Here is a 21,153-nt window from a genome sequence, read left to right on the forward strand (position 1 = left end):
GCATCCGGCCACCGAGCGACACGAAGCCCGAGGTGAGAACACTGGCCACCGACAACCGACCGCCCAAGACCCCGTTCGCCGACATCGTCACCGGCTGCCATGTGCTGGGCACGGACGACCACGGCGACCCCGTCTGGGGTCACGTCTCCGCACGCGACCCCGAAGGACGCGGCGTCTGGCTCAAGTCCGGCGGCCGCGGCTTCGACGAGGTGTCGTACGAGGACATCGCGCTCGTCGACCACGACGGCGCCCTCGTGGCGGGTTCGGGACCGCCCCCGCGCGAATACCCGCTGCACACCGAGGTCCTGCGCGCCCGGCCCGACATCGACAGCGTGGTGCACTGCCACCCGCCGTACTCCATCGCACTGGCCGCCACCGGCCAACCGCTGTACGCGTTCTCCAACGGCGCCGGTCCCTTCGCCGGCGGTGTGCCCCGCTACGAGGAGCCGGTCGGCCTCGTCCAGACCGCGGAACTCGGCGCCGCGGTGGCCGACCGCCTCGGCGACGCGCGCGCCCTCTTCCTCGTCGGCCACGGCATCATCGCCGTCGGCTCCACCGTGGCCACCGCCGTCACCACCGCGATCCTGCTGGAACGGGCCTGCCGCCTCCAGATCCTGGCCGCCTCGGCCGGCGGCATCACCCCCGAACTCCGCAACCCCGGCAAGCGATACGTCCACGCCGAGTCCGACGGCTACCTCCTACGGACCTGGGACTACCTCGTACGGCGCCTCGACGCCGCCGGGTGACGTCCCGGCGCCCGGCCGCCACGCAGCCGACCCCTCGCACACCCGTCACCGAACACCAGGAGCATCACATGACCACCCCCCAGACCTCCGGCATGACCAGGGGCGGGCGCGGCAGAGGAGGACGGCTGCCGCGGCGCCGGCTGACGGTCGCCGACGTCACCCGGGTCACGCCCCGTCTCGTCCGGGTCCGCGCCGAGGGCGACCTGACCGGCTGGACCGCGGACGGCCCCGGCGCCCACCTCAAGGTCTTCGTCCCGACCTCCGACGGCGGCACCGCCATGCGCACGTACACCGTGCGCGAATTCGCCCCGGACCGGGGTGAGTTGACACTCGAGTTCGGCATCCACGCCGACGGCCCGGCCACCCGCTGGGCCTCCGCCGGCGCCCCCGGCGACCCGCTGGAGATCTCCGGCCAGGCCAGAGGCGGCTTCTTCCCGCGCGGGGACACGTCCAGGATCCTGCTCATCGGCGACCACTGCGCCCTGCCCGCGATGTCCTCGATCCTGGAGTCGCTGCCCGCGGGCATCCGCGCGGAGGCGGTCGTCGAGGTCGTCGCCCTCGACGACAGGATCGATGTCTCCGGCCCCGCTCAGCCGGACGTCACCTGGACCACCGAATCCGGCAGGCCCGGCGAGCAGTTGCTGACAGCCGTCAGGAGCATGCCGTACCCGCAGGAGCCCACGGAGGTCTGGGTCGGCTGCGAGGCGGGCGTGATGCGGGAGATCCGCCGCCACCTGCTGGCCCAAGGCGCCCGGACGGCGAGGTCTGCCTCGTCCCCGTCCGCGGTCACCCTGCACACCCGCGCGTACTGGAAGCTCGACACCGCCAACCACTCCGACCACGACACCGGAGAGGACGACTGAGCACGCATGTCCACGCTCACCGACCCCGCCTTCCAGCAGCTCCTCACCCGGCTCTTCTCCGACGCGGAGCGCACGCAGCGGCAGTTCCACGAGGAGCGGCGGGCCCTGCTCGCCCAGGGCTTCCAGCAAGGCTCGCCCGAGTACTCGGCGGCCGCCCGCAAGGCACATCTGGCGATCACCCCCGAGACCGGGGAACTGCTCTATCTCCTCGCCCGGCTCCGCGAGGCGCGCACCATCGTGGAGTTCGGGACCTCCTTCGGCGTCTCCACACTCCATCTGGCCGCGGCCCTGCGGGACAACGGAGGCGGCCGTCTCATCGCCACGGAGACCGAACCGACCAAGGCGGAGCAGGCCATGCGGACCCTGACGGAAGCCGGCCTGGACGACCAGGTGGAGATCCTCCTGGGCGACGCCCGCGAAACCCTCCGGGCCCGCCGCCCACGCCCCGTCGACCTGCTCTTCCTGGACGGCCCCGGCCACCTCTACGTGGACGTCCTGAAACTCCTGGAACCGGACCTCTCCCCCACCGCCGCGATCGTCGCCGACAACGCGGAGGCCCGCGGCTACCGCACCTACCTGGACGAACACGCCCACTACGTCTCCGTCTCCTTCGGCACCCGCGTCGAAATCTCCCTACCGACCGGTTGACGGAACGGGACAGCGCTCCCGCGGAAGAAAACGTTCCTGCATCCCCGGTACGCCTTGGGACGCCGTTCGCGGGTGAAGACGCCCTTCTTGTTGCCGTCGACCCGGTCGAAGACCCGGTGGTGCATGTCGAGCAGGTCGGCCTGGTACTCCTCGATCCACGGACCGGGCACCGTGCCGTGCGCGCCGGCGTAGGTGTCGGCGCCGCACCCGGTGACGACGATGAGCTTGCCGTACCGCTCGGCCCACAGCCTCAGCTCGGCCTCCAGGGGCGGGTGGGACTCGAACCCACGGCCGACGGATTGTGAGTCCTTCGGGGATCTTGGCGGTCCTTGCCGATCAATGCCCATCCTGGCCGTTTTCCCAGGTCGGACGCGGCTGATCCGTGTCAGTCCTCAGCCGTGCCCGTCGATGCGTTCCTGTCCTTGCGGCCCCTCGATGGCCCCTGGGGGTCTACGAGTCGGACACTCACCCCAGAAGCGGCCGCGTCCCCGACGTCAAGAAAGCGGGATCGTCCGTCGGACCGTGCATGGACCTGGACCTGAACCGCGGGCCGCGGGCCATGCAGTGGCCAGGGCCGGAAAGGGTCGGGCCTCGATGGGGATCTGTGCAGTTCAACGAGCCTCATCAGTATCCGGGCGCTGACCGCGTGGTATGCGTCAGGTGTCCTTCCTGCGACTCTGGATGTGGTCGAGCATGGCGTCCAGTGCGACTTCCAGCGGCTTGACCTGGCGCTGGAGCTGAGTGAGCAGTAGTCCGCCCTGGAGTGCGGCCAGGACGGCGAGGGCGAGGTCGTCAGGATCCGCGTCCAGTTCCCCGCGGTCGCTCATGGCGCGCAGTCCGGTGCGGATGGCCTCTTCCCAGCGCAGGAAGGCCGAGGCCACGGCGAACCGGGCGTGCGGGTTGCTTTCCGCGACCTCGCCACCGAGGGAGCCGATCGGGCAGCCTCCGCGGCACTGAATGCGTCGCTGGTGATCCACCAGGGCGTCGCGCCACTCGCGCAGGCCCGCCATGGTGTCGAGGCGCTCGAAAAGCGGCGCCTGCAGTTCCAGCACGGCTTCGGTCTGGTGCTCGATGACGGCCAGCAGCAGGGCCTGTTTGTCGGCGAAGTAGTGGTAGATCTGCGAGCCGCTCACTCCGGCGGCGGCCCGGACGTCTTCCAGGGTCGTCTCCGAGATTCCCCGCTCGTACATGAGCTGCGCGGCCTCGGCCACGATCCGGCGCCGGGTTTCCTGCCCTTTGCTGGTCAGCTTCCGCGCAGTTGAGCGGCCTGTGTGGGTGGTCATGCGCAGCAGCATAGCAATTTCTGGATTGGACAACCCATTTTTTGCTCTGCACTCTGGGCTGCGCAACCCATTTATGGATCCTGGAAGGACCCACCCATGGCACTCCGCGAACTCACCGGCAAGACCGCCCTCATCACCGGATCGACTGCCGGTATCGGCGCCGAGGCGGCCGGGCTGCTGGCCGAAGCCGGCGCCGACGTCGTGGTCACCGGCCGCGACAGCGACCGTGGAGCCGCCGTGGTCCGCGCCATCGCGGACCGTGGCGGCCGGGCCCGGTTCGTGGCGGCCGACCTCACCGACCTGGCTTCACTGCACCGCCTGGCCACGGAGGCCGGCCATGTGGACATCCTGGTCAACAACGCCGCCGCCTTCCCGGTCGCGCCCACCGTGTCCCAGGACCTGGAATCCTTCGACGCGGCGCTCGCGGCCAACATCCGCGCCCCCTACCTGCTCACCGCCGTCCTCGCCCCGGGCATGGTCGCCAAGGGAGCAGGCAGCATCGTCAACGTCAGCACCATGGCCGCCCGGATCGGCATGCCCGGCCTGTCCGTCTACAGCGCCACCAAGGCGGCCCTGGAATCACTCACCCGCACCTGGGCGGCGGAGTTCAGCCCGGCGGGCGTCCGCGTCAACGCCGTCGCGCCCGGCCCCACCCGTACCAACATGGTCCTCTCCACCCTGGGCGAGGACGCCGCCCAGCAGATCGCCAAGACCACATTGCTGGGCCGCCTCGCCACACCGCGCGAGATCGCCGAGGTGGTCCTCTTCCTCGCCACGGACCGCTCCGCCTATCTCACCGGTGCGACCCTCGCCGCCGACGCGGGCCGCACCGCCGCATAACCACCACAGCAGCGGCCGAGACCGGCCCCGGGAAGTGACGGCCCTCTGATGAGCGCCGGGCCGATCGCCCTCAACAGTTCGGTGTCCGCCGCGACAGGGATCCCGGGCGCCGCCGTCCGCGGCGCGAGCAGGACCGCCCGGGCGTCACGATCCCCGTGCCAGGGGCCGGTTCGGACGTCACAGGAGAACGGCATGGGGCAGGTCCGCCACCTCGGCCAGTGCGTTTCCGCAGAAACAGCTCACCTTTGAAGGATTTGAAGGAGCAGGAAGATGAACAGGACCTCGGCGCCGACCGAGTCCGCGAAGAAGGCGGACGACCGTGGCTGAAGCACCTGGTATGCGTGCGGTGCAGTACGACACCTACGGCCCCCCGGAGGTGCTGCGCGTGCGGACCGTCCCCCTGCCCGAGGTGCGGGCCGGCGAGGTCCTGGTACGGGCTGCCGCCGCCAGCGTCAACGCGGCCGACGTCACCGTCCGGTCCGGCGGGCTCAGACTGCTCAGTGGCCGGACGTTCCCCCGCGGGACCGGCTTCGACTTCACCGGCGACATCATCCGTGTCGGCGACGGTGCGGGCGGCTTCGCGGTCGGCGACGGGGTCTGGGGCTTCCTCGACGGGCTGAGGGCACGCCCCTGCGCCGCCGCGGCCCAGTACGTCCTGGCCCCCGCCGAACGGCTCTCGGCCCGCCCTCACACCCTCGACCCGGTAACCGCCGCCGCGCTGCCCGGTGTCGGCGCCGCCGCGCTCGGGGCGTTGCGCGACGCGGCCCGGCTGCGGCCCGGACACCGGGTCCTCATCCGCGGAGCCGCCGGCGGCGTCGGCACGGCCGCCGTCCAGATCGCTCACGCCATGGGCGCCCACGTGACGGCCCTGGCGCGCGCACCGCACCTGGACGCCGTCCGGGAACTGGGAGCCGACGACGCCTTCGACTACCGCACCACCGACCCGCACGGCCTGGGCCGTTTCGACGTCATTCTCGACCCGGTCGGACGCGACCTGCGTTCCTACCGCCGACTGCTCACGCCTGGCGGCCGCATGATCGCGATGATCGTGGCAGGCGCCGGCCAGGCCGCCTACCTTGTCGCCTCCGCCGTCCACGGTCCGCGCCGCGTCAGATTCGTCCAGCAGCCACCCACCCGCAGGCTGCTGACGGACCTGGCCACGCTCGCCGACACCGGGGCGGTCGTCCCTGTCATCGAGAGCATCTACGCCATGGACGACATCGTCGCCGCCCATCGCTCACTCGAAACCGGCGGAGGCTTCGGCAAACGAGTCATCCGGACGGCATGACCCGAGCGCCGACCCAACGCCCCGCCTGCGCCGGAGGAGGTGTCCGGAGGGGTGCCGCCCGGTATTCGGAGGAGTCCGAACGGGACGCGGTCGAGTTGGTGGCTTCCACCGGCCGGCCGCCGAGGCAGCCTCGGCCGGCACCGGCGGTGCGGCGATGACGCCGTCGGAGCGCAAGGAGCTGAAGCGGTTGCGCCGGCAGGTCCGCGAACTGGAGCTGGAGAAGGAAATCCTTCGCAAGGCAGCCCAGTATTTCGCGAAGGAGATGGGTCGATGACCGGCCGTCGGCGGTTCATCTCCGACCACCATACGGAGTACGGCATCCAGCGGCTGTGCAGCATCCTCCGGGTCCAACAGGCTCTCCGGCGAGGGCGGTTCGGGCCGCGACCTGGGGATTCCGCCAGCTTGATCGGCTACACCACTCGGCGGGACACCATCCAGGGCCGGATGGACTCCAGGGTCCGCATGGGCAACCCAAAGCACGCTGGTGCGTCACTTCGGTGAAACACGGGACTTCTACGCTGATTGAACCGATTGGTTCAATCGGGCTTGGTTCCGCGGACTTCAGGAGGCGCTGTGTTGGACGTCAGCACCGCAGGTTTCATCCCGCGCAAAGTAGCCGGCCCGCAGGAGGCGGCAGCGGTGCTCGCCGCCGAGGGCGCGGCCATCATGACCGGGCTGCCGGACGAGGAGACGGCGGTCGCGATGGGCCGCGCGATCATGGGGGACCGTGCTGTGCGTTGCGGCACCCAGTTCGAGGCGACGAAGGAGAGCGGCCGGGTCGAGGCGATGAAGATGAGGGCGCAGCCCGCCGACAGGCGTGGCCGCAAACGCGACGCCGGCCCGGCCGAGGAGCGGATGGTCGCCCACAACGACGGCTTCGCTTTCGGTGACTACGCCCCCGACCATCTGTTCCTGTGGTGCGAGCGGCCCGCGGCCAGCGGCGGCGACTCTTTCCTGATCGACACCGCCCGCCTGCTGGACCTGCTGGCCACCGATCCCGGCAGCACCGCGCTTGCCGACTTCTGCCGCACTGTCGACATCGACCACTCCGAGCCCAACTACCCGCAGAGCGGCTTTTCGCCGATCGTCCGGCGGACCCCGTCGGGCCGCTTCCAGGGCCGTCACCATCCCTATCTCGCGCCGATCGAGGGCCCGTTGGAGTCGGAGCACTGGACGTATGTGCGCGCCTGGCAGGACGCGGTCGTCGCGGCCCGTGACAGCGGGCCGATGTTCCGGGTGGGCCCGGGTGAGATGATCTGTATCGACAACTACCGGGTGCTGCACGGCAGGGACGGGTACAGCGACCCGCTGCGCAGGGTCTGTTCGATCTGGGGCTGGAGCCAGGACGCGGTCGCGGTTCCGGACGGCCCACTGGACATCGTCGTCCCCCGGATCCCGATGGCATCTTGAAGACCCCATCGCCCAGGGAGACGTGACGGGACATCAGGACCCAGGAGCGGCGGCGGCCGTCGCCGCCCGCCGGGCGATCGACTCGGCGGCGGACGCGATCACCCGATCGGTCCCGGCCCGGTCGCCCGAGGTGATCAGGTCCAGTTGCAGGCCGCGCCACAGCGCGACCAGTTCTCGGGCCAGATCGTCCGCGGCGGCCTTCGGCACGCCGCCGCCGCTCAGCGAGGCCGCGAGCTGTTCGCGCCAGTCCCTGCCTACCGACCCCAGGAAGCTGTCGAACCGGCCGCGTTGATGCGCGGCCAGGCCCAACACCTCGAAGAACGTCCGGTGGAACGGCAGGTTCTCGGCTGCCGCCACTGCGTCCCAGGCCGCGGTGATCCGCTCGCGCAGCGGGCGCGGCTGGTCGTCCATGATCGCGAACGCCTTGCCGAGGATCGGGAAGCGCCCGCTCGCCTCGGCCAGCGCAGCCGTGATCAGTTCCTCCTTGGAGCCGAAGTAGTACAGCAGCATGCGATTGTTGGTGCCGATCGCACTGCCGAGCTTGCGCAGGGTCATCTCCGCGACGCCGTTCTCCAGGACGTAGTCCGCGGTCAGCCTCAGCAGGCGGTCACGCTCGGGCAGGGCCGGGGTATCGGGCATGGCCGGCACATTACCCGCAGCTCAACGGGCGTGACCGAGCGGCTCGGGGCTCGACGGGACGTTCATGGACACGGCGGTCTTCGGCAGCACCTCGGCCGGCAGCCAGGGATTGATCACATACACCCACGGCTTGCTCACCTGGTTGCCCGGAATGGACGGCCCGTCTCCTGCGCGGGCGCTCGCTTCGGCGCCCCGAGCCAAAACCGGGCATGGAATCCGTAAGTAACAAACACGGAATGACGGGGCAATCTCCGTGCGTCAGTCTCGGCTTGGTCGTCCGGCAACAGACAGTCGGCACTGAGCACGGAGGGAAGCGCGATGAGCTTTGTCAGCGAGTGCAGCACAGACCTCCGGTGCCGTGCCCACCAGTCGGCCTGGACGCGCGGACGCGTGGCGCACGGTTCACATCCGGAGTCCGAGGGCTCTCACAACTGACCTCATACCGACGACCGCGGCCGGTGCCCTGCCCGGTCTGCGGTTCCACGGTGTCTCTGGCCCGGGATCGGCTTGTCGCCGCACTCTTTCGCCTCGCACTTGTCCCACGCCGTCGTCCTGGCGTGCGTGCCTCACAGGTGTCTGTCCGGCCGTTCCCAGCCGCGCTACGCAGAAGGATTTGTGCATGACCACTGCTCCGCCCCGGCCCGTCCTGCCCCGGGACTGCACGTTCGATGCCGACGACTGGGCGATCCTCGCCCAGCACTGGTACCCGGTCGCCCTGTCGAGCGAGATCGGCGACACCCCGACCGCCGTGCGCCTGCTCGACGAGACCCTGGTGGCCTACCGAGCGCGGGGCACCGTGGTCGTGGCCCACGACATCTGCCCGCACCGCGGGGTGCCGCTGAGCCTCGGCGGCGGCGACGGGACCGGCATCACCTGCGCCTATCACGGGCTGCGGTTCGGCGAGGGCGGCCGGTGCGTACAGGTGCCGGCTCATCCGGAGTCGAAGATCCCGTCCCGGCTGAACCTGCGGACCTACCCGGTCGTCGAGCGGTACGGCCTGGTGTGGACCTGCCTGCGCCCGGAGCCCGACGCGGCCCCGGTGATCCCGGCCATGGCCCACTGGGACGAGGAGGACTTCCAGCAGATCAACTGCCCCTGGATCGACATCGCCGCCTTCGCCGGACGCCAGGTCGAGGGCTTCCTCGACGTCGCCCACTTCGGCTTCGTCCACCTCGGCTCCTTCGGCGACCCCGACAACACCGAGGTCCCCGACTACACCCCCGTCCGCCACCAGTACGGCCACTCCGTCGACTACTGGAGCACCGTCAGCAACTACCCACACGGCACCAAGCAGGCCCCGCCCGGCTACCGGTGGCTGCGCCGCTTCGACGTGCACCTGCCCTTCACTGCCACCCTCGTCGTGCACTTCCCGGACGGCGGACTGCTCAGCATCATGAACGCGGCCTCCCCGGTCTCCGCCCGCCAGACCCGCATGTTCGCCCCGATCGCGCGCAACTTCGACACCGACCAACCCGTCCAGGCCGTATACGACTTCAACCGCACGGTCTTCGAGGAGGACCGCGCCATCGTCGAGGTCCAGAAACCCGAGAACCTCCCCCTCGACCCGAAACTCGAAGTCCACATCCCCGCCGACCGCAGCTCCATCGCCTACCGGCGCGGCCTGTGCGACCTGGGCCTGAGCCACTTCTTCACCGCGTAGGGCCCCCACCGTGCAGACACTCGACGTCATCGTCCACACGATCTCCCTCGCCTCCGGCACCAGCCTCAGTTACGAACTCCGGGCGGCGGACGGTGGGACCCTGCCGTCCTTCGAGGCCGGCGCCCACATCGACGTTCATCTCGGGCCTTCCCTGGTCCGTCAGTACTCCCTGTGCAACTCCCCCCGGGAAAAAGGCCGTTACCTGATCTGCGTACGGCGCGACGACACCGGCCGGGGCGGCTCCCGCACCCTGCACCGTGACCTCACCGTGGGCCGACGGCTACGGATCTCGCCCCCGCGCAACCACTTCCCACTCGTGGCGGCCGAGCATCATGTGCTCGTCGCGGGCGGTATCGGCATCACGCCCCTGCTGTCGATGGCCGAAGCCCTGGCCGCTCGGGGAGCGTCGTTCGTCCTGCACCACTACACCTCCAGCGCGGCGGAGGCCCCCCTCCTTGAGCGGCTCCAGTCCTCCGCTCTCGGCGAGCGGACAGTGGTCCACCACAGCGACCAGGGGGACACCGTCCGCGCGGGGCTGCCCGCCGAACTCCTGGTCCCGGAACCGGACACGGCCGTCTATGTCTGCGGGCCCGAGGGCTTCATGACCCACGTCGTGGCCAAAGCGACCGCTGCGGGCTGGCAGCCCGGCCAGCTTCACACCGAACGCTTCGCCCCGGCGGCTCCACCATCCACCGGAGGCGGAGAGGGAGACGGAGAGGGAGACGGAGCGAAAGCCGAAGTCGCCACCGCGTTCACCGTACGGATCGCGAGCACCGGCACCGCCTATCCCGTCCCCGCCGACCGCACCATCGCCGAGGTCCTCACCGCCCACGGCGTCGAGGTCGAGCTCTCCTGCGAGCAGGGCATCTGCGGCGCCTGCCTCACCCCCGTCCTGGCCGGCGAACCCGACCACCGCGACGAGGTCCAGACCCCCGACGAGCGCGCGGCGGGCGACCGGATCACCATCTGCTGCTCCCGCGCCCGCACCCCCGAACTCCTCCTCGACCTCTGACCCGGGATCCCTGATCCCGGGCCGCCGCTCGACCGGAGACCGGCCCGGCACCGTCCGGGCCACGCCCCACCCGTGTTCCTCAGATCCGCCCCCTGCGCCGGTGCCCAACCGGTCAGTGAAAGGAAAGCGCGCCATGACCAGAAGTACGAACAGTGACGGCAGAGCGTTCGCCGCCACCGACCGCCGTCTCTTCCTCAGGCGGGGACTGCAGCTGGGCGGCGCCGTGCTGCTCGGCGGCCCGCTGCTCGCCGCGTGCGGCGACTCCGACTCGTCGTCCTCGGCCTCCTCCACCAGCTCCTCCGGTTCCAAGAGTTTCGGTGAGCTGACGCTCCGGCTGTCCTGGATCAAGAACGTCGAGTTCGCGGGCAGCTACATCGCCGACACCAAGGGCTACTACAAGGCCGAGGGCTTCTCGAAGGTCACGCTGATCGGCGGCGGCCCGTCCGCGACGCCGATGGAGACGGACGTCGTCACCAAGAAGGCGCTCGTGGCGATCAGCGCCCCCGACATCACCGGCGCGGCCGTCGCCAAGGGCGCACCGCTGAAGATCATCGGTGCTCAATACCAGAAGAACCCGTTCTGCATCATGTCGATGGCCAAGGCCCCGATCGCCAAGCCGGAGGACATGTACGGCAAGAAGATCGGCGTCCAGGCGGGCAACGAGTCCGTGTGGGCGGCGTACATCAAGGCGACCGGGCTGGACGCGTCGAAGATCACGAAGGTGCCGGTGCAGTTCGACCCGCTGCCCCTGACCCAGGGCACCGTCGACGGCTGGTTCTCCTTCGTGACGAACGAGCCGAACGCGCTGCGCCTGAAGGGCTTCAAGGTCGCCACGATGCTGCTCGCCGACACCGGCTACCCGCTGGTCTCGGAGACGTACTGCGTCCGCCAGGACACCATCGACAACCAGCGCGACCTGCTCAAGGCGTTCCTGCGCGCGGAGATCAAGGGCTGGAAGGCGAACATCGCCGACCCGGCGCTCGGCGCGAAGCTCGCGGCCGAGACGTACGGCAAGGGGCTCGGGCTGACGACCAAGGAGCAGACCCTCGAGTCCAAGGACGAGAGCGAGCTGATGGTGAGCGCCGACACCAAGAAGAACGGCCTGTTCACGGTCACGCAGACGCTGATCGACGAGAACCTCAAGACGCTGAAGTACGGCGGCCTCGACATCACCGCCGACAAGCTCTTCGACTTCTCGATCCTCGAAGAGGTCTACAAGGAAGACCCCAGCCTGATCTGAGGCCCCGGCGGTACCGGTGCGGCCATGTCGGCCCGCCGGTACCGGCTCTCCCCGTACCCGCACCGCACACAGAGGTCACCTGATGAGTAACGCAGCAGCCGTTCCCGAGGCATCCGACGACTCCGGAGGATCAGCCGATACCGGCACCGGGCTGTCCCTGCGCGGGCTGAGCAAGGAGTTCAAGCTCGGCCGACAGCGCGTACCCGCCCTGGCTGGCGTCGATCTGGACACTGCCGAGGGCCAGTTCCTCGCGCTGCTGGGGCCGTCGGGCTGCGGCAAGTCGACCGTTCTGCGGATCCTCGCCGGGCTCGACAGCCCGACCTCCGGTACGGCCCTCGTACACGGGGAGGACCCGGAGGCGGCCCGCAAACGCCACCACCTGGGCATAGCCTTCCAGGACGCCGCGCTGCTGCCGTGGCGCTCGGTCGCCGCCAACATCCGGCTGCCGCTGGAGATCAGCGGCATCAAACCCGACCCGGCAGCGATCTCCGACCTCATCAAGCTGGTCGGCCTCGAAGGCTTCGAGAAGGCGCGCCCCGCCCAGCTCTCCGGCGGCATGCGGCAGCGCGTCGCGATCGCCCGCTCCCTCGTCGTAGACCCCAAAGTACTGCTGCTGGACGAACCGTTCGGTGCGCTGGACGACATGACCCGGCAGCGGCTCAACCTCGAACTCCAGCGCATCTGGCAGGCCCGCGCGGTGACCACCCTGCTCGTCACGCACTCCATCAACGAGGCCGTGCTGCTGAGCGACACCGTCGCGGTCATGTCGCCCCGTCCGGGCCGGATCGTGGAGAAGGTCACTATCGACCTGCCCCGTCCCCGCACGCCGGAGATGATGCGCTCGCCCGAGTTCCACGCGTACGCCGACCAGTTGTCGGAACTCCTGTTCGGCCGTGCCGACGCCGCCGCCGACGCCCCCGGTCCCGCGGCGGTGGTGTCATGAGTGCGCGGCGTTCCGCCTGGACCGGCGGGGCCATCGGCATCACCGCTCTGATCGGAGCGTGGGCGCTGCTGTCCACCACGGTCGTCGGCACCGGGGACGGCGTACCCACCCCATGGGCGGTCCTGGCGAGCGTGTTCGACGACGGCTGGACCTTCTACAGCCCGCATGTCACGCAGACCGTGGGCGAGGCCCTGACCGGGTATCTGGTCGGCAACGGGCTGGCGCTGGGCCTGGCGGTGCTGGTGCTGCTGGTGCCCGTGCTGGAGCGGGTGATCACGCAGATCGCGGTGGCCTCCTACTGCCTGCCCATCGTGGCGATCGGCCCGATCCTGTCCCTCGTCCTGGACGGGGACAAGCCGATGTCCGCGATGGCCGGGCTGTCGGTCTTCTTCACCACCCTCATCGGCGCACTGCTCGGGCTGCGCTCGGCCGACCCCACCACCCTTGACCTGGTACGCGCCTACGGCGGCGGCCGCTGGCAGCAGATGCTGCGGGTCCGCCTGATCGCCGCACTGCCCAGCACACTCGCCGCGCTCAAGATCGCCGGACCGGCGGCGCTGCTCGGCGCGATCATCGGTGAGTACCTCGGCCGGGTCGACAGCGGCCTCGGCATCGCCATGACCATCGCCCAGCAGCAGCTCGACGTGCCCCGCACCTGGGGCATCGCCCTGGTCTCGGGCGCGGTGGCAGGCGTCGCGTACGGCGCGGTCGGGATCGTCGCCCGCTACGCCCTGCCATGGTCGCGCACGACGACAGTGGAAGGCGGACACGCATGAGCACCGCGCCCCAGACGCAGACGGCCCCCGCGCTGCGCTTCGCGGCGAGCGTGCTGCGCCCGCTGCTGAACGTGGTCGTGACGATGGCGGCCGTCATCGTCCTGTGGATCGTCTTCCTGCAGGTCTACGACCTGGACCCGCTGGTGGCCAAGTCGCCGGTCGACATCTTCCACTACCTGTTCACGGGCGCGGACGCGGGCGCCCACCGCTCCCTGGTCTCCTCCGGTCTGGGCCGCACGCTGCTGGACGCCGGGTTCGGCTTCGTCGCCGGGCTGGCGGCGGCGGTGGGCGTGGCGGTCGTCTTCGTCCTCCTCCGGAGCGTCGAGCAGGCCCTGCTGCCGATGGCGGTCGTCGTACGCTCCGTGCCCCTGGTGGCGATGACCCCGCTCATCACGCTCGTCTTCGGCCGCGGCCTGATGGCCACCACCGTCATCAGCGGCCTGATCGTCTTCTTCCCCGCCCTGGTCACCATGACCTTCGGCCTGCGCTCCGCCTCCCGCCAGGCCGCCGACCTGTGCCGCGCGTACGGCGCCGGAGGCTGGACCATCGCCCGCAAGGTCATGCTGCCCAGCGCGGTCCCCGCGTTCTTCGCCAGCGCCCGCGTCGGCGTCCCCGGAGCCCTGATCGGCGCGATGCTCGCCGAATGGCTCTCCACCGGACAAGGCCTCGGCTACGCCATGCTCAAGGACTCCTCCACCTTCGACTACGACCACCTCTGGGCCTCGGTCGCAGTCCTCACCGCCGTGTCCGCACTGGCGTACAACGTCATCGCGGCCATCGAGACGGTCGCCCTGGCCCGCTTCGCGCCCAACATCCGCCCGGGCGCCTGACCCCGTCCCGCCTGCAACTGGAGACCTGCTCGATGGATGCCTCCGCCTTCGCCACCACGTTCGGCGCCCAACTCCCCCCATGGGTGTTGACCGAACTGGCCGACGTGCCCGAGACCCTGCCCACCGACGAAGACCGTGTCCGTCTCACCAACCGTCTGGCTGAACGCAACCACCGCGAGGACACCGGCGGGCCGTTCGCCGCCCTCGTCGTGGAGACGGGGACCGGACGGCTCGTATCGGCCGGAGTCAACCTCGTCCTGTCCTCAGGGCTCTCCTCCACCCACGCCGAAGTCGTCGCCCTCTCCCTCGCGCAGACCCGTCTGGGCGCATGGGACCTCGGCGCCCCGGGCGGCCCCGACCTTGAGCTGGTCGTCAACTGGCGCCCCTGCGCCATGTGCTACGGCGCCGCGATGTGGTCCGGAATCCGGCGTCTGGTCGTCGCCGGAGAGGGTCCCGAGCTCGAACACCTCACCGGCTTCGACGAGGGCCCCATGCGCGAGGACTGGGCCGAGCAGTTCGAGCAGCGTGGCATCCAGGTCGTGTCCGGCGTGCTCCGTGACGAGGCAGTCAAGGTCTTCCGGGCCTACGGCGAACGCGAGGATGCCGTCGTCTACAACGCGCGCGGGTCCGTGACCGTCACCTCGTAGCCGGCCCGGATCGCGTCCCCCACCAGCAGACCAGGAGCAGCTCACCGCGAAGGGGAAGCACCTCGGTCCGCATGATCGACCTCAGGACCCCGGTCCCCGGCCCAACTCCGTCTCGATGAAGTGACGCAGATGCCGCCGCGCGTCCTCCACCGTCAACGGCGGTGTCTGGCGCAGGCGTTGCAGGGCCAGGCCGTCGGCCAGGGCGGCAAAGCGGACGGTGAAGCCGTCCAGATCGGCGGAGGAGAAGTCGCCCTCGGCGAGGGCGCGTTCGGCGAGGGTTCGGATCTGCCGGTGCCAGCTCTCGTAGCGGCGGTCCTGGCCGCGGGCGAACGCCGGGTCCGGGTGGTGCTCGCCGACGTTCCAGTACTCGAACCACATCCGCCAGTGCCGGTCGGTGTCCTCGGTGAACAGCGCGTCGACCAGCAGCCGCAGCCCCTCTGCCCCGCTGGTGGCCCGGTCCGCGGCCTCGCTCAGCCCCGTGTAGTACCGCTCGATCTGCAGCACCATCGCCTCGGAGAGGATCTCCTGCACGCTGCCGAAGTGGTAGGTGACCGTGCCGACGGACACCCCGGCCGCGGCGGCGACGTCCCGGACCCCGACCGAGGCGTAGCCTCGCTCCGCGATCAGCGGGACCGCCGCCTCGACGATGAGCTTGCGACGCACCTCGGTGGGCTGCCGGGTGCGGTCGGCGGCGGCGACGGCGCGGCGCGGGCTCTTCTCGGCCTTCATCCCGACGTCCTCGGGGTGGTGCGGTGCCATGCGCGCTTGGCCACTGTCTCTCCGTTCGCCCGTGCTTCGAGGTGACTGTCCATGACGAACTCCGCCGCGGTGGCCCGCAGTTCCGTCCGTGCGAAGACCTCGGCGTCCCATTCGTCCCCGTCCTCGCCGCGGGTCAGCCGGATCGTCCACTCGGAGACGGCCGAGGCCGAGAGGGGGTCGTCGCTGCGGATACGGTACGTCTCCCGGGCGTTCTCCTCGTATCGCAGGCCGTCGGGGTAGGTGCGGGAACCGCCGTAGCGCGGGTCGACCTCCAGGGTCCACTCCCCCGCCGCCACGTCATGGGTGACCAGGCGTTCCGGGCGCGGCTCGGACACGACGTCGTACGTCACCGGGAGCGGGGGCGCCTGTTCCGGCTCCTCGAAGCGGATCGGCGGCTCGTCGCCGGCCGCACGGACCGGCAGCAGGAGGGCGCTGTCCGCAGGCAGCAGGGTCAGCTCGCCGCGCTCGCCGTGCGGCCACACCCACGGCCAGTACGTGTCCGATACGGCGACCCGGATGCGGTGGCCGGGCGGGAAGGCGTATCCGGTCGCGTTCAGCTCGAACTCGACGTCCTCGCACGTGCCCGGCGTCCACTCCACCGCCTTGTCCCGTCCGTGCCGGGCAAGCAGGTTGAGCACGCCCCGGGTGACGAGGGTCGACGAGCCGTCCGGGGCCACGTCGCAGACCCGGGCGATCACATGGGCGCGCGGAGTGGCGCTGTCCAGGCGGAGTCGGACGCGCGGGCGGCCGAGGATCTCGACGCGTTCGGTCAGCGGCGCCGAGTCCAGGCAGACCGAACGGCCGTCCTCCTCCCGCTGGTCGGGCGCCAGATCGCTCGCGTTTCCGAACGGGAAGAAGCGGCCCGCGTCGATGCCGGTGTGGTGAGGGGAGCGGACGAGGACGGGCGGGGTGCCGTCCACGCCCAGCGGGCGCTCCTGCCAAGTGAGGCGCGACGACGGCCACTCCCTGTCGCCGACCCACCGTCCCGGCATCACGTCGTACGAAGTCGCGGGCGGGACCGGGTCGTTGACCCAGGCGCGCAGCAGCGGCTCCTCCATGGCCCCCGTGTCGATGTCCTTGAGGTGCTGGTCCCACCAGCGCAGGGTCTCCTGGAGGAAGCCGATCGCCGGGCCGGGGGGCAGTCCGCGGTCCGGGTACTGGTGGGACCAGGGGCCGATCAACCCCCGGACACGGTCGGCCGGGAGGTGCTCGACCAGCCGCAACACCGTGTCGCGGTAGGGGTCGTTCCAACCGCCCACCGCCAACACCGCGGCCTGCACCGCGCCGTAGTCCTCGCACACGCTCCCGTGCCGCCAGTACTCGTCCCGCTGCTGGTGGGCGAGCCACGTGTGCAGGAACGGGTCGAGGGCATCGAGACGTTCGCGCCACATCGGCAGCCAGCGGTCGGCGCCGACGTTCGCCGGGTCCGGCGGGCGGGCGGCGAAGGCGAGCATGGTGCCGGCCCAGGCGAGCATGTCGATGCCGAGGACCGCGCCGCCCATGTAGTGGACGTCGTTGTCGTAGCGGTCGTCGGTGGAGCAGACGGTGACGATCGCCTTGAGGGGCTCGGGGGCGAGGGCGGCGATCTGGAGGGAGTTGAAGCCGCCCCAGGAGATGCCGAACATGCCGACCTTGCCGGTGCACCAGGGCTGCCGGGCAAGCCAGTTGACGACGTCGACGCCGTCCGCCAGCTCCTGCGCGTCGTACTCGTCGCCAGGCAGGCCCTCGCTGTCGCCGTGGCCGCGGATGTCGACGCGGACGGATGCGTAGCCGTGACCCGCGTACCAGGGGTGGCGCTGGGCGTCGCGCGGGGCGGTCCAGTCGCTCTTGCGGTACGGGAGGTATTCGAGCAGCGCGGGCACCGGGTCGGCCTCCGCGTCGGCCGGGCGCCAGATACGGGCGTGCAGCCGGACCCTGCCGTCGCGGGTGGGGATCCAGACGTCCTCGCGCACGACCTGGCGCTCGAACCGCTCGCGGTACTTCACGAAACTCCTTCGCTGACAGAGGTGAGGGGGGTGCCGGCCGGGCGCCAGCGGCGGACGCGGTGACCACCGCCTTGGTCGGTCCACACGTCTCCCGGCTCCGCCGCGTCGAGCCAGTCCGGCGCCTCCGTGACGAACGGCTCGGCGTCGGGGTCGGGTTCGAGGGCCGCCGCCATCAGTTCCCGGGTGTAGGGGTGGGCCGGGTCGGCGAAGACGGCCTCGGTCGGGCCCTCCTCGACCACCACGCCCTGGCGCAGGACCAGCACGCGGTCGGCGATGCCCCGTACGACGGCCAGGTCGTGGCTGATGAACAGGCAGGCCAACTGCCGTTCCCGGCGCAGGTCGTCGAGCAGGCGCAGCACCTCGGCCTGGACCGATACGTCCAGCGCGGTGGTGATCTCGTCGGCGATCAGCACGTCCGGCTCGCCCGCCAACGCCCGTGCGATGCCGATGCGCTGGCGCTGGCCGCCGGACAGCTGGGCGGGCAGCCGGTCGGCGAGCGCCGGGTCCAGGCGTACGTCCCGGATGAGGTCGAGGGCCCTGGTGGAGGCCTGCCGCCGGTCGGGGGCGGTGCCGAAGAAGCGGAGCGGGCGGCGGATCGCGTCGCCGACCGTGCGGCGCGGGTTGAGGGAGGTGTCGGCGTTCTGGAACACCAGCTGGACCAGGCGCCGCAGCGCGGTGGGGCGGCCTCGGGCGGGCTTGGCCAGGTCGCCGGAGCCGTGGGTCATCGTGCCGCCCGAGGGGGCGCGCAGTCCGGCGAGGGACCAGGCGAGCGTGGACTTCCCGCTGCCCGACTCCCCGACCAGGGCGACGATCTCACCGCGCCGGACGTCGAAGGAGACGCCGTGCACGGCACGCGACGAGCCGTAGTCGACGGTGACGTCCGTCGCCGACACCGCGACCGGGGCGTCCGCGTCCACCACCGCCTTCGCCCGCACCTCCCGCTCACCGTTCTCCCCGACGAGGGCGAGCCCGTCGTCGGTCAGGCGCGGCACGCTCGCCAACAGACGCTTGGTGTACGCGTGCTGGGCTCCGGCGAAGAGGGTACGGGTGGCTGCCGACTCCACGACCCGGCCCGACCGCAGCACGCTCACCTCGTCGGCCATCCGCGCGACCACCCCGAGATCGTGGCTCACCAGCACGGCGGCCAGGCCGAGTTCGTCGCGCAGGGCGGTGACGAGGTCGAGGATGCCGCGCTGGGTGACGACGTCGAGGCCGGTCGTGGGCTCGTCGAGGACGAGGACCTTGGGGCGGGCCGCGAGCGCCATGGCGATGGCGACGCGCTGCTGCTGGCCGCCGGAGAGCTCGTGCGGGTAGCGGCGCGCGAGGTCGGCGGGGCGGGGCAGCCGTACCTGTTCGAGGAGGTCGAGGACCGGGACCTCGCCGCCGGCCTCGGCGATCTGCCGTCCGACGCGCATGGACGGGGTGAGGGCGTGCCCGGCGTTCTGGCCGACCATCGCCACCGTCCCGCCGCGCAGCCGCCGCAACTCCTTCTCGGGCAGGGCGAACACGTCCTTGCCGTCCACCCGCACGCTCCCGCCGTCCAGGCGCGAGCCGTGTCGCAGATGGCCGAGCAGAGTTGCCGCGACGGTCGACTTGCCGCTGCCGGACTCGCCGACGAGGGCGAGCGTGCGGCCCTCGGCGACCTCGAAGGACACGTCGTGCACGACGGGCACGTCACGCCCGCCCGAACGGTAGGACACGTGAAGGGAGTCGACGGAAACCACGGCGGTAGAGGTCATCACGAGCCCTCCCTGATCCGGTCCACGCCCCACGCCTTGGACAGGCCGTCGGCCGCGAGGTTGAGCCCGACCACGAGCGTGGCCAGGGCGATGATCGGCGCGAGGCTCGCCATCGGGACGACGGTGATGGCGGTGCGGTTCTCGGCGACCATGAGCCCCCAGTCGGGGGTCGGCGGGTCGGCGCCGAAGCCGAGGAAGGACAGCGAGGAGATCAGCAGGACCACCCAGGAGGCCCGCATGGCGAACTCCACGCACACCACGTCGGCGATGTTCGGCAGGACCTCCCGCCACAGGATCGACCAGGTGCGCTCGCCGCGGGCGCGGGCCGCGGTCACGTAGTCGGCGGGTACGACGGCCAGCGCCGCGCCGCGCACCACCCGCACGACCTGGGGCACGAACACCACGGCGACGGCGATCACGATGACCACCGGGCCGGTGCCGAGCGCGGTCACGACGACGAGCAGCGCGAGGATGGACGGCACGGACAGCACCGCGTCGAGGATCCGGCCCAGCACGTCGTCGAACCAGCCGCCGCGCAGCGCCGCCGCACAGCCGACGACCGTGCCGAGGGCGAGGGCGATGACGGTGGCGACGACGGAGACGCCGAGCGCGTAACGGCCGCCGTACAGCACCCGGGTGAGGACGTCCCGGCCGTACTGGTCGGTGCCGGCCCAGTGCGACCAGCTCGATCCGAGAAGGGCCTGGGAGGGGTCGTTGGCGGTGGGGTCGTAGGAGGTGAGCAGGGGGGCGAGGAGGGCGATCAGCATGTGGACGCCGACGATCGCGAGGCCGACGAGGGCCGTCCGGGACGAGCGCAGGGTGCGCCAGGTGCGGGCTGCGCGCCCCGGCGCCGTCGCCACGCTCACCGGTGGGGTGTCGAGGGTGGTCATCAAGTCCTCCCGCGCGTACGGAGCTTGGGGTTGAGGGCCATGGCGCCGAGGTCGGCGGCGAGGTTGCAGACGACGTACACGACGGCGCTGATCAGGGCGACGGCCTGGACGACGGGCAGGTCCCGGTTCTGCACGGAGCTGAGCATCAGCTTGCCGATGCCGGGGTAGTTGAAGACGTTCTCGACGACGGCGACACCGCCCACCAGCCAGGCCACGTTCAGGGCGATGACGTGCAGGGTGGGCAGCAGCGCGCTCGGCAGGGCGTGCCGGGTGACCACGTGCCAGGTGGACAGGCCCTTGAGCCGGGCCGTGGTGACGTACTCGCTCGCCATGACGTCGATGACCGACGTACGGGCCATGCGGATGATGTAGGCGGCCATCACGATGGCGAGCGCGAGCGCGGGAAGCCATACGGCGGGCAGGAGTTGGCCGACGCTCGCGTCGGGGCCGTACAGGACGACCGCCGGGAACCACGGCAGCGCGACCGAGAAGCACAGCACCAGCACGGTGGCGACCACGAACTCCGGGACGCTCATGCCGACCAGGCTGGCGGTCGAGATCACGTGGTCGGCCCAGCGGTCGCGGTACAGGCCGGCGAGGATGCCCAGCACCAGGGACCCGGTCACCGCGAAGACGATGGTGACGACGGCGATGAGCGCGGAGTTGCCCAGGTACTGCGCGACCTCGCTCCCCACCGGCTTGCCGGAGACCAGCGACGTACCGAAGTCGCCGTGCAGGGCGCCCTTGATCCAGTCGAAGTAGCGTTCCCAGGCGGGCTGGTCGAGCCCCAGCTGCTTGCGCAGGGCGGCCACGGCGTCGGGGGTGGCGTCCTTGCCGAGGACCTGGGTGGCGACGTCACCGGGCAGGGCCTGCAGGGCGAGGAAGACCAGCACGGAGGAGAGGAGCAGCGTGCCGAGGGCGGCTGCCAGTCGGCGGGCGGCGAACACGAGCATGC

The 21,153-nt window shown here is 71.0% G+C and carries 21 protein-coding genes; 13 read left to right on the plus strand and 8 right to left on the minus strand.

Annotated features, from left to right (window positions below):
* Positions 1-32: 32 nt before the first annotated feature.
* From ACQEWB_RS15700 to ACQEWB_RS15710, 3 genes are all read left to right on the plus strand, one after another.
* Positions 33-746 (plus strand): class II aldolase/adducin family protein, encoded by a 714-nt coding sequence (locus tag ACQEWB_RS15700; protein ID WP_432831280.1) that lies wholly within the window; start codon positions 33-35, stop codon positions 744-746.
* Positions 747-814: 68 nt separating this feature from the next.
* The gene (locus ACQEWB_RS15705) at positions 815-1,609 is read left to right on the plus strand and encodes a siderophore-interacting protein (protein WP_432831282.1); all 795 of its coding nucleotides are present in this window, start codon (positions 815-817) and stop codon (positions 1,607-1,609) included.
* Between the two features lie 6 nt (positions 1,610-1,615).
* Positions 1,616-2,257, plus strand: a complete 642-nt coding sequence (locus ACQEWB_RS15710) for an O-methyltransferase (protein ID WP_432831284.1) — start codon at positions 1,616-1,618, stop codon at positions 2,255-2,257.
* On the opposite strand, the gene ACQEWB_RS15715 is transcribed toward ACQEWB_RS15710, so the two are convergent.
* Positions 2,203-2,604 (minus strand): hypothetical protein, encoded by a 402-nt coding sequence (locus ACQEWB_RS15715; protein WP_432831286.1) that lies wholly within the window; start codon positions 2,602-2,604, stop codon positions 2,203-2,205. The genes ACQEWB_RS15710 and ACQEWB_RS15715 overlap by 55 nt on opposite strands.
* Before the next feature lie 309 nt (positions 2,605-2,913).
* Complete coding sequence (locus tag ACQEWB_RS15720; RefSeq protein ID WP_432831288.1) at positions 2,914-3,540, minus strand: TetR/AcrR family transcriptional regulator; 627 nt, start codon at positions 3,538-3,540, stop codon at positions 2,914-2,916.
* Positions 3,541-3,636: 96 nt separating this feature from the next.
* Here ACQEWB_RS15720 and ACQEWB_RS15725 point away from each other — a divergent pair, with 96 nt between their 5' ends.
* The 3 genes from ACQEWB_RS15725 to ACQEWB_RS15735 all read left to right on the plus strand — a co-directional run bounded on the left by ACQEWB_RS15725 (position 3,637) and on the right by ACQEWB_RS15735 (position 7,078).
* Positions 3,637-4,380, plus strand: coding sequence for an SDR family NAD(P)-dependent oxidoreductase (locus ACQEWB_RS15725; protein WP_432831290.1), 744 nt, complete (start codon positions 3,637-3,639; stop codon positions 4,378-4,380).
* A gap of 319 nt (positions 4,381-4,699) precedes the next feature.
* A complete protein-coding gene (locus ACQEWB_RS15730) occupies positions 4,700-5,668 on the plus strand; it encodes an NAD(P)-dependent alcohol dehydrogenase (protein ID WP_432831292.1) in 969 nt (322 codons plus the stop codon).
* A gap of 573 nt (positions 5,669-6,241) precedes the next feature.
* Positions 6,242-7,078, plus strand: a complete 837-nt coding sequence (locus ACQEWB_RS15735; RefSeq protein ID WP_432831294.1) for a TauD/TfdA family dioxygenase — start codon at positions 6,242-6,244, stop codon at positions 7,076-7,078.
* Positions 7,079-7,111: 33 nt separating this feature from the next.
* Here ACQEWB_RS15735 and ACQEWB_RS15740 read toward each other — a convergent pair whose 3' ends face one another.
* A complete protein-coding gene (locus tag ACQEWB_RS15740; protein WP_432831296.1) occupies positions 7,112-7,717 on the minus strand; it encodes a TetR/AcrR family transcriptional regulator in 606 nt (201 codons plus the stop codon).
* Positions 7,718-8,336: 619 nt separating this feature from the next.
* On the opposite strand from ACQEWB_RS15740, the gene ACQEWB_RS15745 reads away from it, so the two are divergent.
* The 7 genes from ACQEWB_RS15745 (at position 8,337) to ACQEWB_RS15775 (ending at position 14,825) form a co-directional block, all read left to right on the plus strand.
* Entirely contained in the window at positions 8,337-9,377 is a 1,041-nt protein-coding gene (locus ACQEWB_RS15745; protein WP_432831298.1) for a Rieske 2Fe-2S domain-containing protein, read from the plus strand.
* 10 nt (positions 9,378-9,387) lie between these two features.
* On the plus strand, positions 9,388-10,389 hold the full coding sequence (locus ACQEWB_RS15750) for a PDR/VanB family oxidoreductase (protein WP_432831300.1): 1,002 nt from the start codon (positions 9,388-9,390) through the stop codon (positions 10,387-10,389).
* 133 nt (positions 10,390-10,522) lie between these two features.
* Positions 10,523-11,629 (plus strand): ABC transporter substrate-binding protein, encoded by a 1,107-nt coding sequence (locus ACQEWB_RS15755; RefSeq protein ID WP_432831302.1) that lies wholly within the window; start codon positions 10,523-10,525, stop codon positions 11,627-11,629.
* Between the two features lie 82 nt (positions 11,630-11,711).
* Positions 11,712-12,572, plus strand: a complete 861-nt coding sequence (locus ACQEWB_RS15760; protein WP_432831304.1) for an ABC transporter ATP-binding protein — start codon at positions 11,712-11,714, stop codon at positions 12,570-12,572.
* Entirely contained in the window at positions 12,569-13,348 is a 780-nt protein-coding gene (locus tag ACQEWB_RS15765) for an ABC transporter permease (protein ID WP_432831306.1), read from the plus strand. Before ACQEWB_RS15760 ends, ACQEWB_RS15765 begins: the two co-directional genes overlap by 4 nt.
* Positions 13,345-14,178 (plus strand): ABC transporter permease, encoded by an 834-nt coding sequence (locus tag ACQEWB_RS15770; RefSeq protein WP_432831308.1) that lies wholly within the window; start codon positions 13,345-13,347, stop codon positions 14,176-14,178. The genes ACQEWB_RS15765 and ACQEWB_RS15770 overlap by 4 nt, the downstream gene beginning before the upstream one ends.
* Before the next feature lie 32 nt (positions 14,179-14,210).
* Positions 14,211-14,825, plus strand: coding sequence for a nucleoside deaminase (locus ACQEWB_RS15775; RefSeq protein WP_432831310.1), 615 nt, complete (start codon positions 14,211-14,213; stop codon positions 14,823-14,825).
* 81 nt (positions 14,826-14,906) lie between these two features.
* On the opposite strand, the gene ACQEWB_RS15780 is transcribed toward ACQEWB_RS15775, so the two are convergent.
* The 5 genes from ACQEWB_RS15780 to ACQEWB_RS15800 are packed head-to-tail and all read right to left on the minus strand — an operon-like array spanning position 14,907 to position 21,151.
* Complete coding sequence (locus tag ACQEWB_RS15780; protein WP_432831312.1) at positions 14,907-15,554, minus strand: TetR/AcrR family transcriptional regulator; 648 nt, start codon at positions 15,552-15,554, stop codon at positions 14,907-14,909.
* Entirely contained in the window at positions 15,551-17,569 is a 2,019-nt protein-coding gene (locus tag ACQEWB_RS15785; RefSeq protein ID WP_432831314.1) for a CocE/NonD family hydrolase, read from the minus strand. The genes ACQEWB_RS15780 and ACQEWB_RS15785 overlap by 4 nt, the downstream gene beginning before the upstream one ends.
* Positions 17,566-19,308: a dipeptide ABC transporter ATP-binding protein gene (locus ACQEWB_RS15790; protein ID WP_432831316.1), complete on the minus strand. Its 1,743-nt coding sequence runs from the start codon at positions 19,306-19,308 to the stop codon at positions 17,566-17,568. The genes ACQEWB_RS15785 and ACQEWB_RS15790 overlap by 4 nt, the downstream gene beginning before the upstream one ends.
* On the minus strand, positions 19,308-20,198 hold the full coding sequence (locus tag ACQEWB_RS15795; protein ID WP_432831318.1) for an ABC transporter permease: 891 nt from the start codon (positions 20,196-20,198) through the stop codon (positions 19,308-19,310). Before ACQEWB_RS15795 ends, ACQEWB_RS15790 begins: the two co-directional genes overlap by 1 nt.
* Positions 20,198-21,151, minus strand: a complete 954-nt coding sequence (locus tag ACQEWB_RS15800; RefSeq protein ID WP_432831320.1) for an ABC transporter permease — start codon at positions 21,149-21,151, stop codon at positions 20,198-20,200. The genes ACQEWB_RS15795 and ACQEWB_RS15800 overlap by 1 nt, the downstream gene beginning before the upstream one ends.
* Between the last annotated feature and the right edge of the window lie 2 nt (positions 21,152-21,153).

This window comes from Streptomyces sp. CA-249302, assembly GCF_050936785.1.
Taxonomy (GTDB): domain Bacteria; phylum Actinomycetota; class Actinomycetes; order Streptomycetales; family Streptomycetaceae; genus Streptomyces.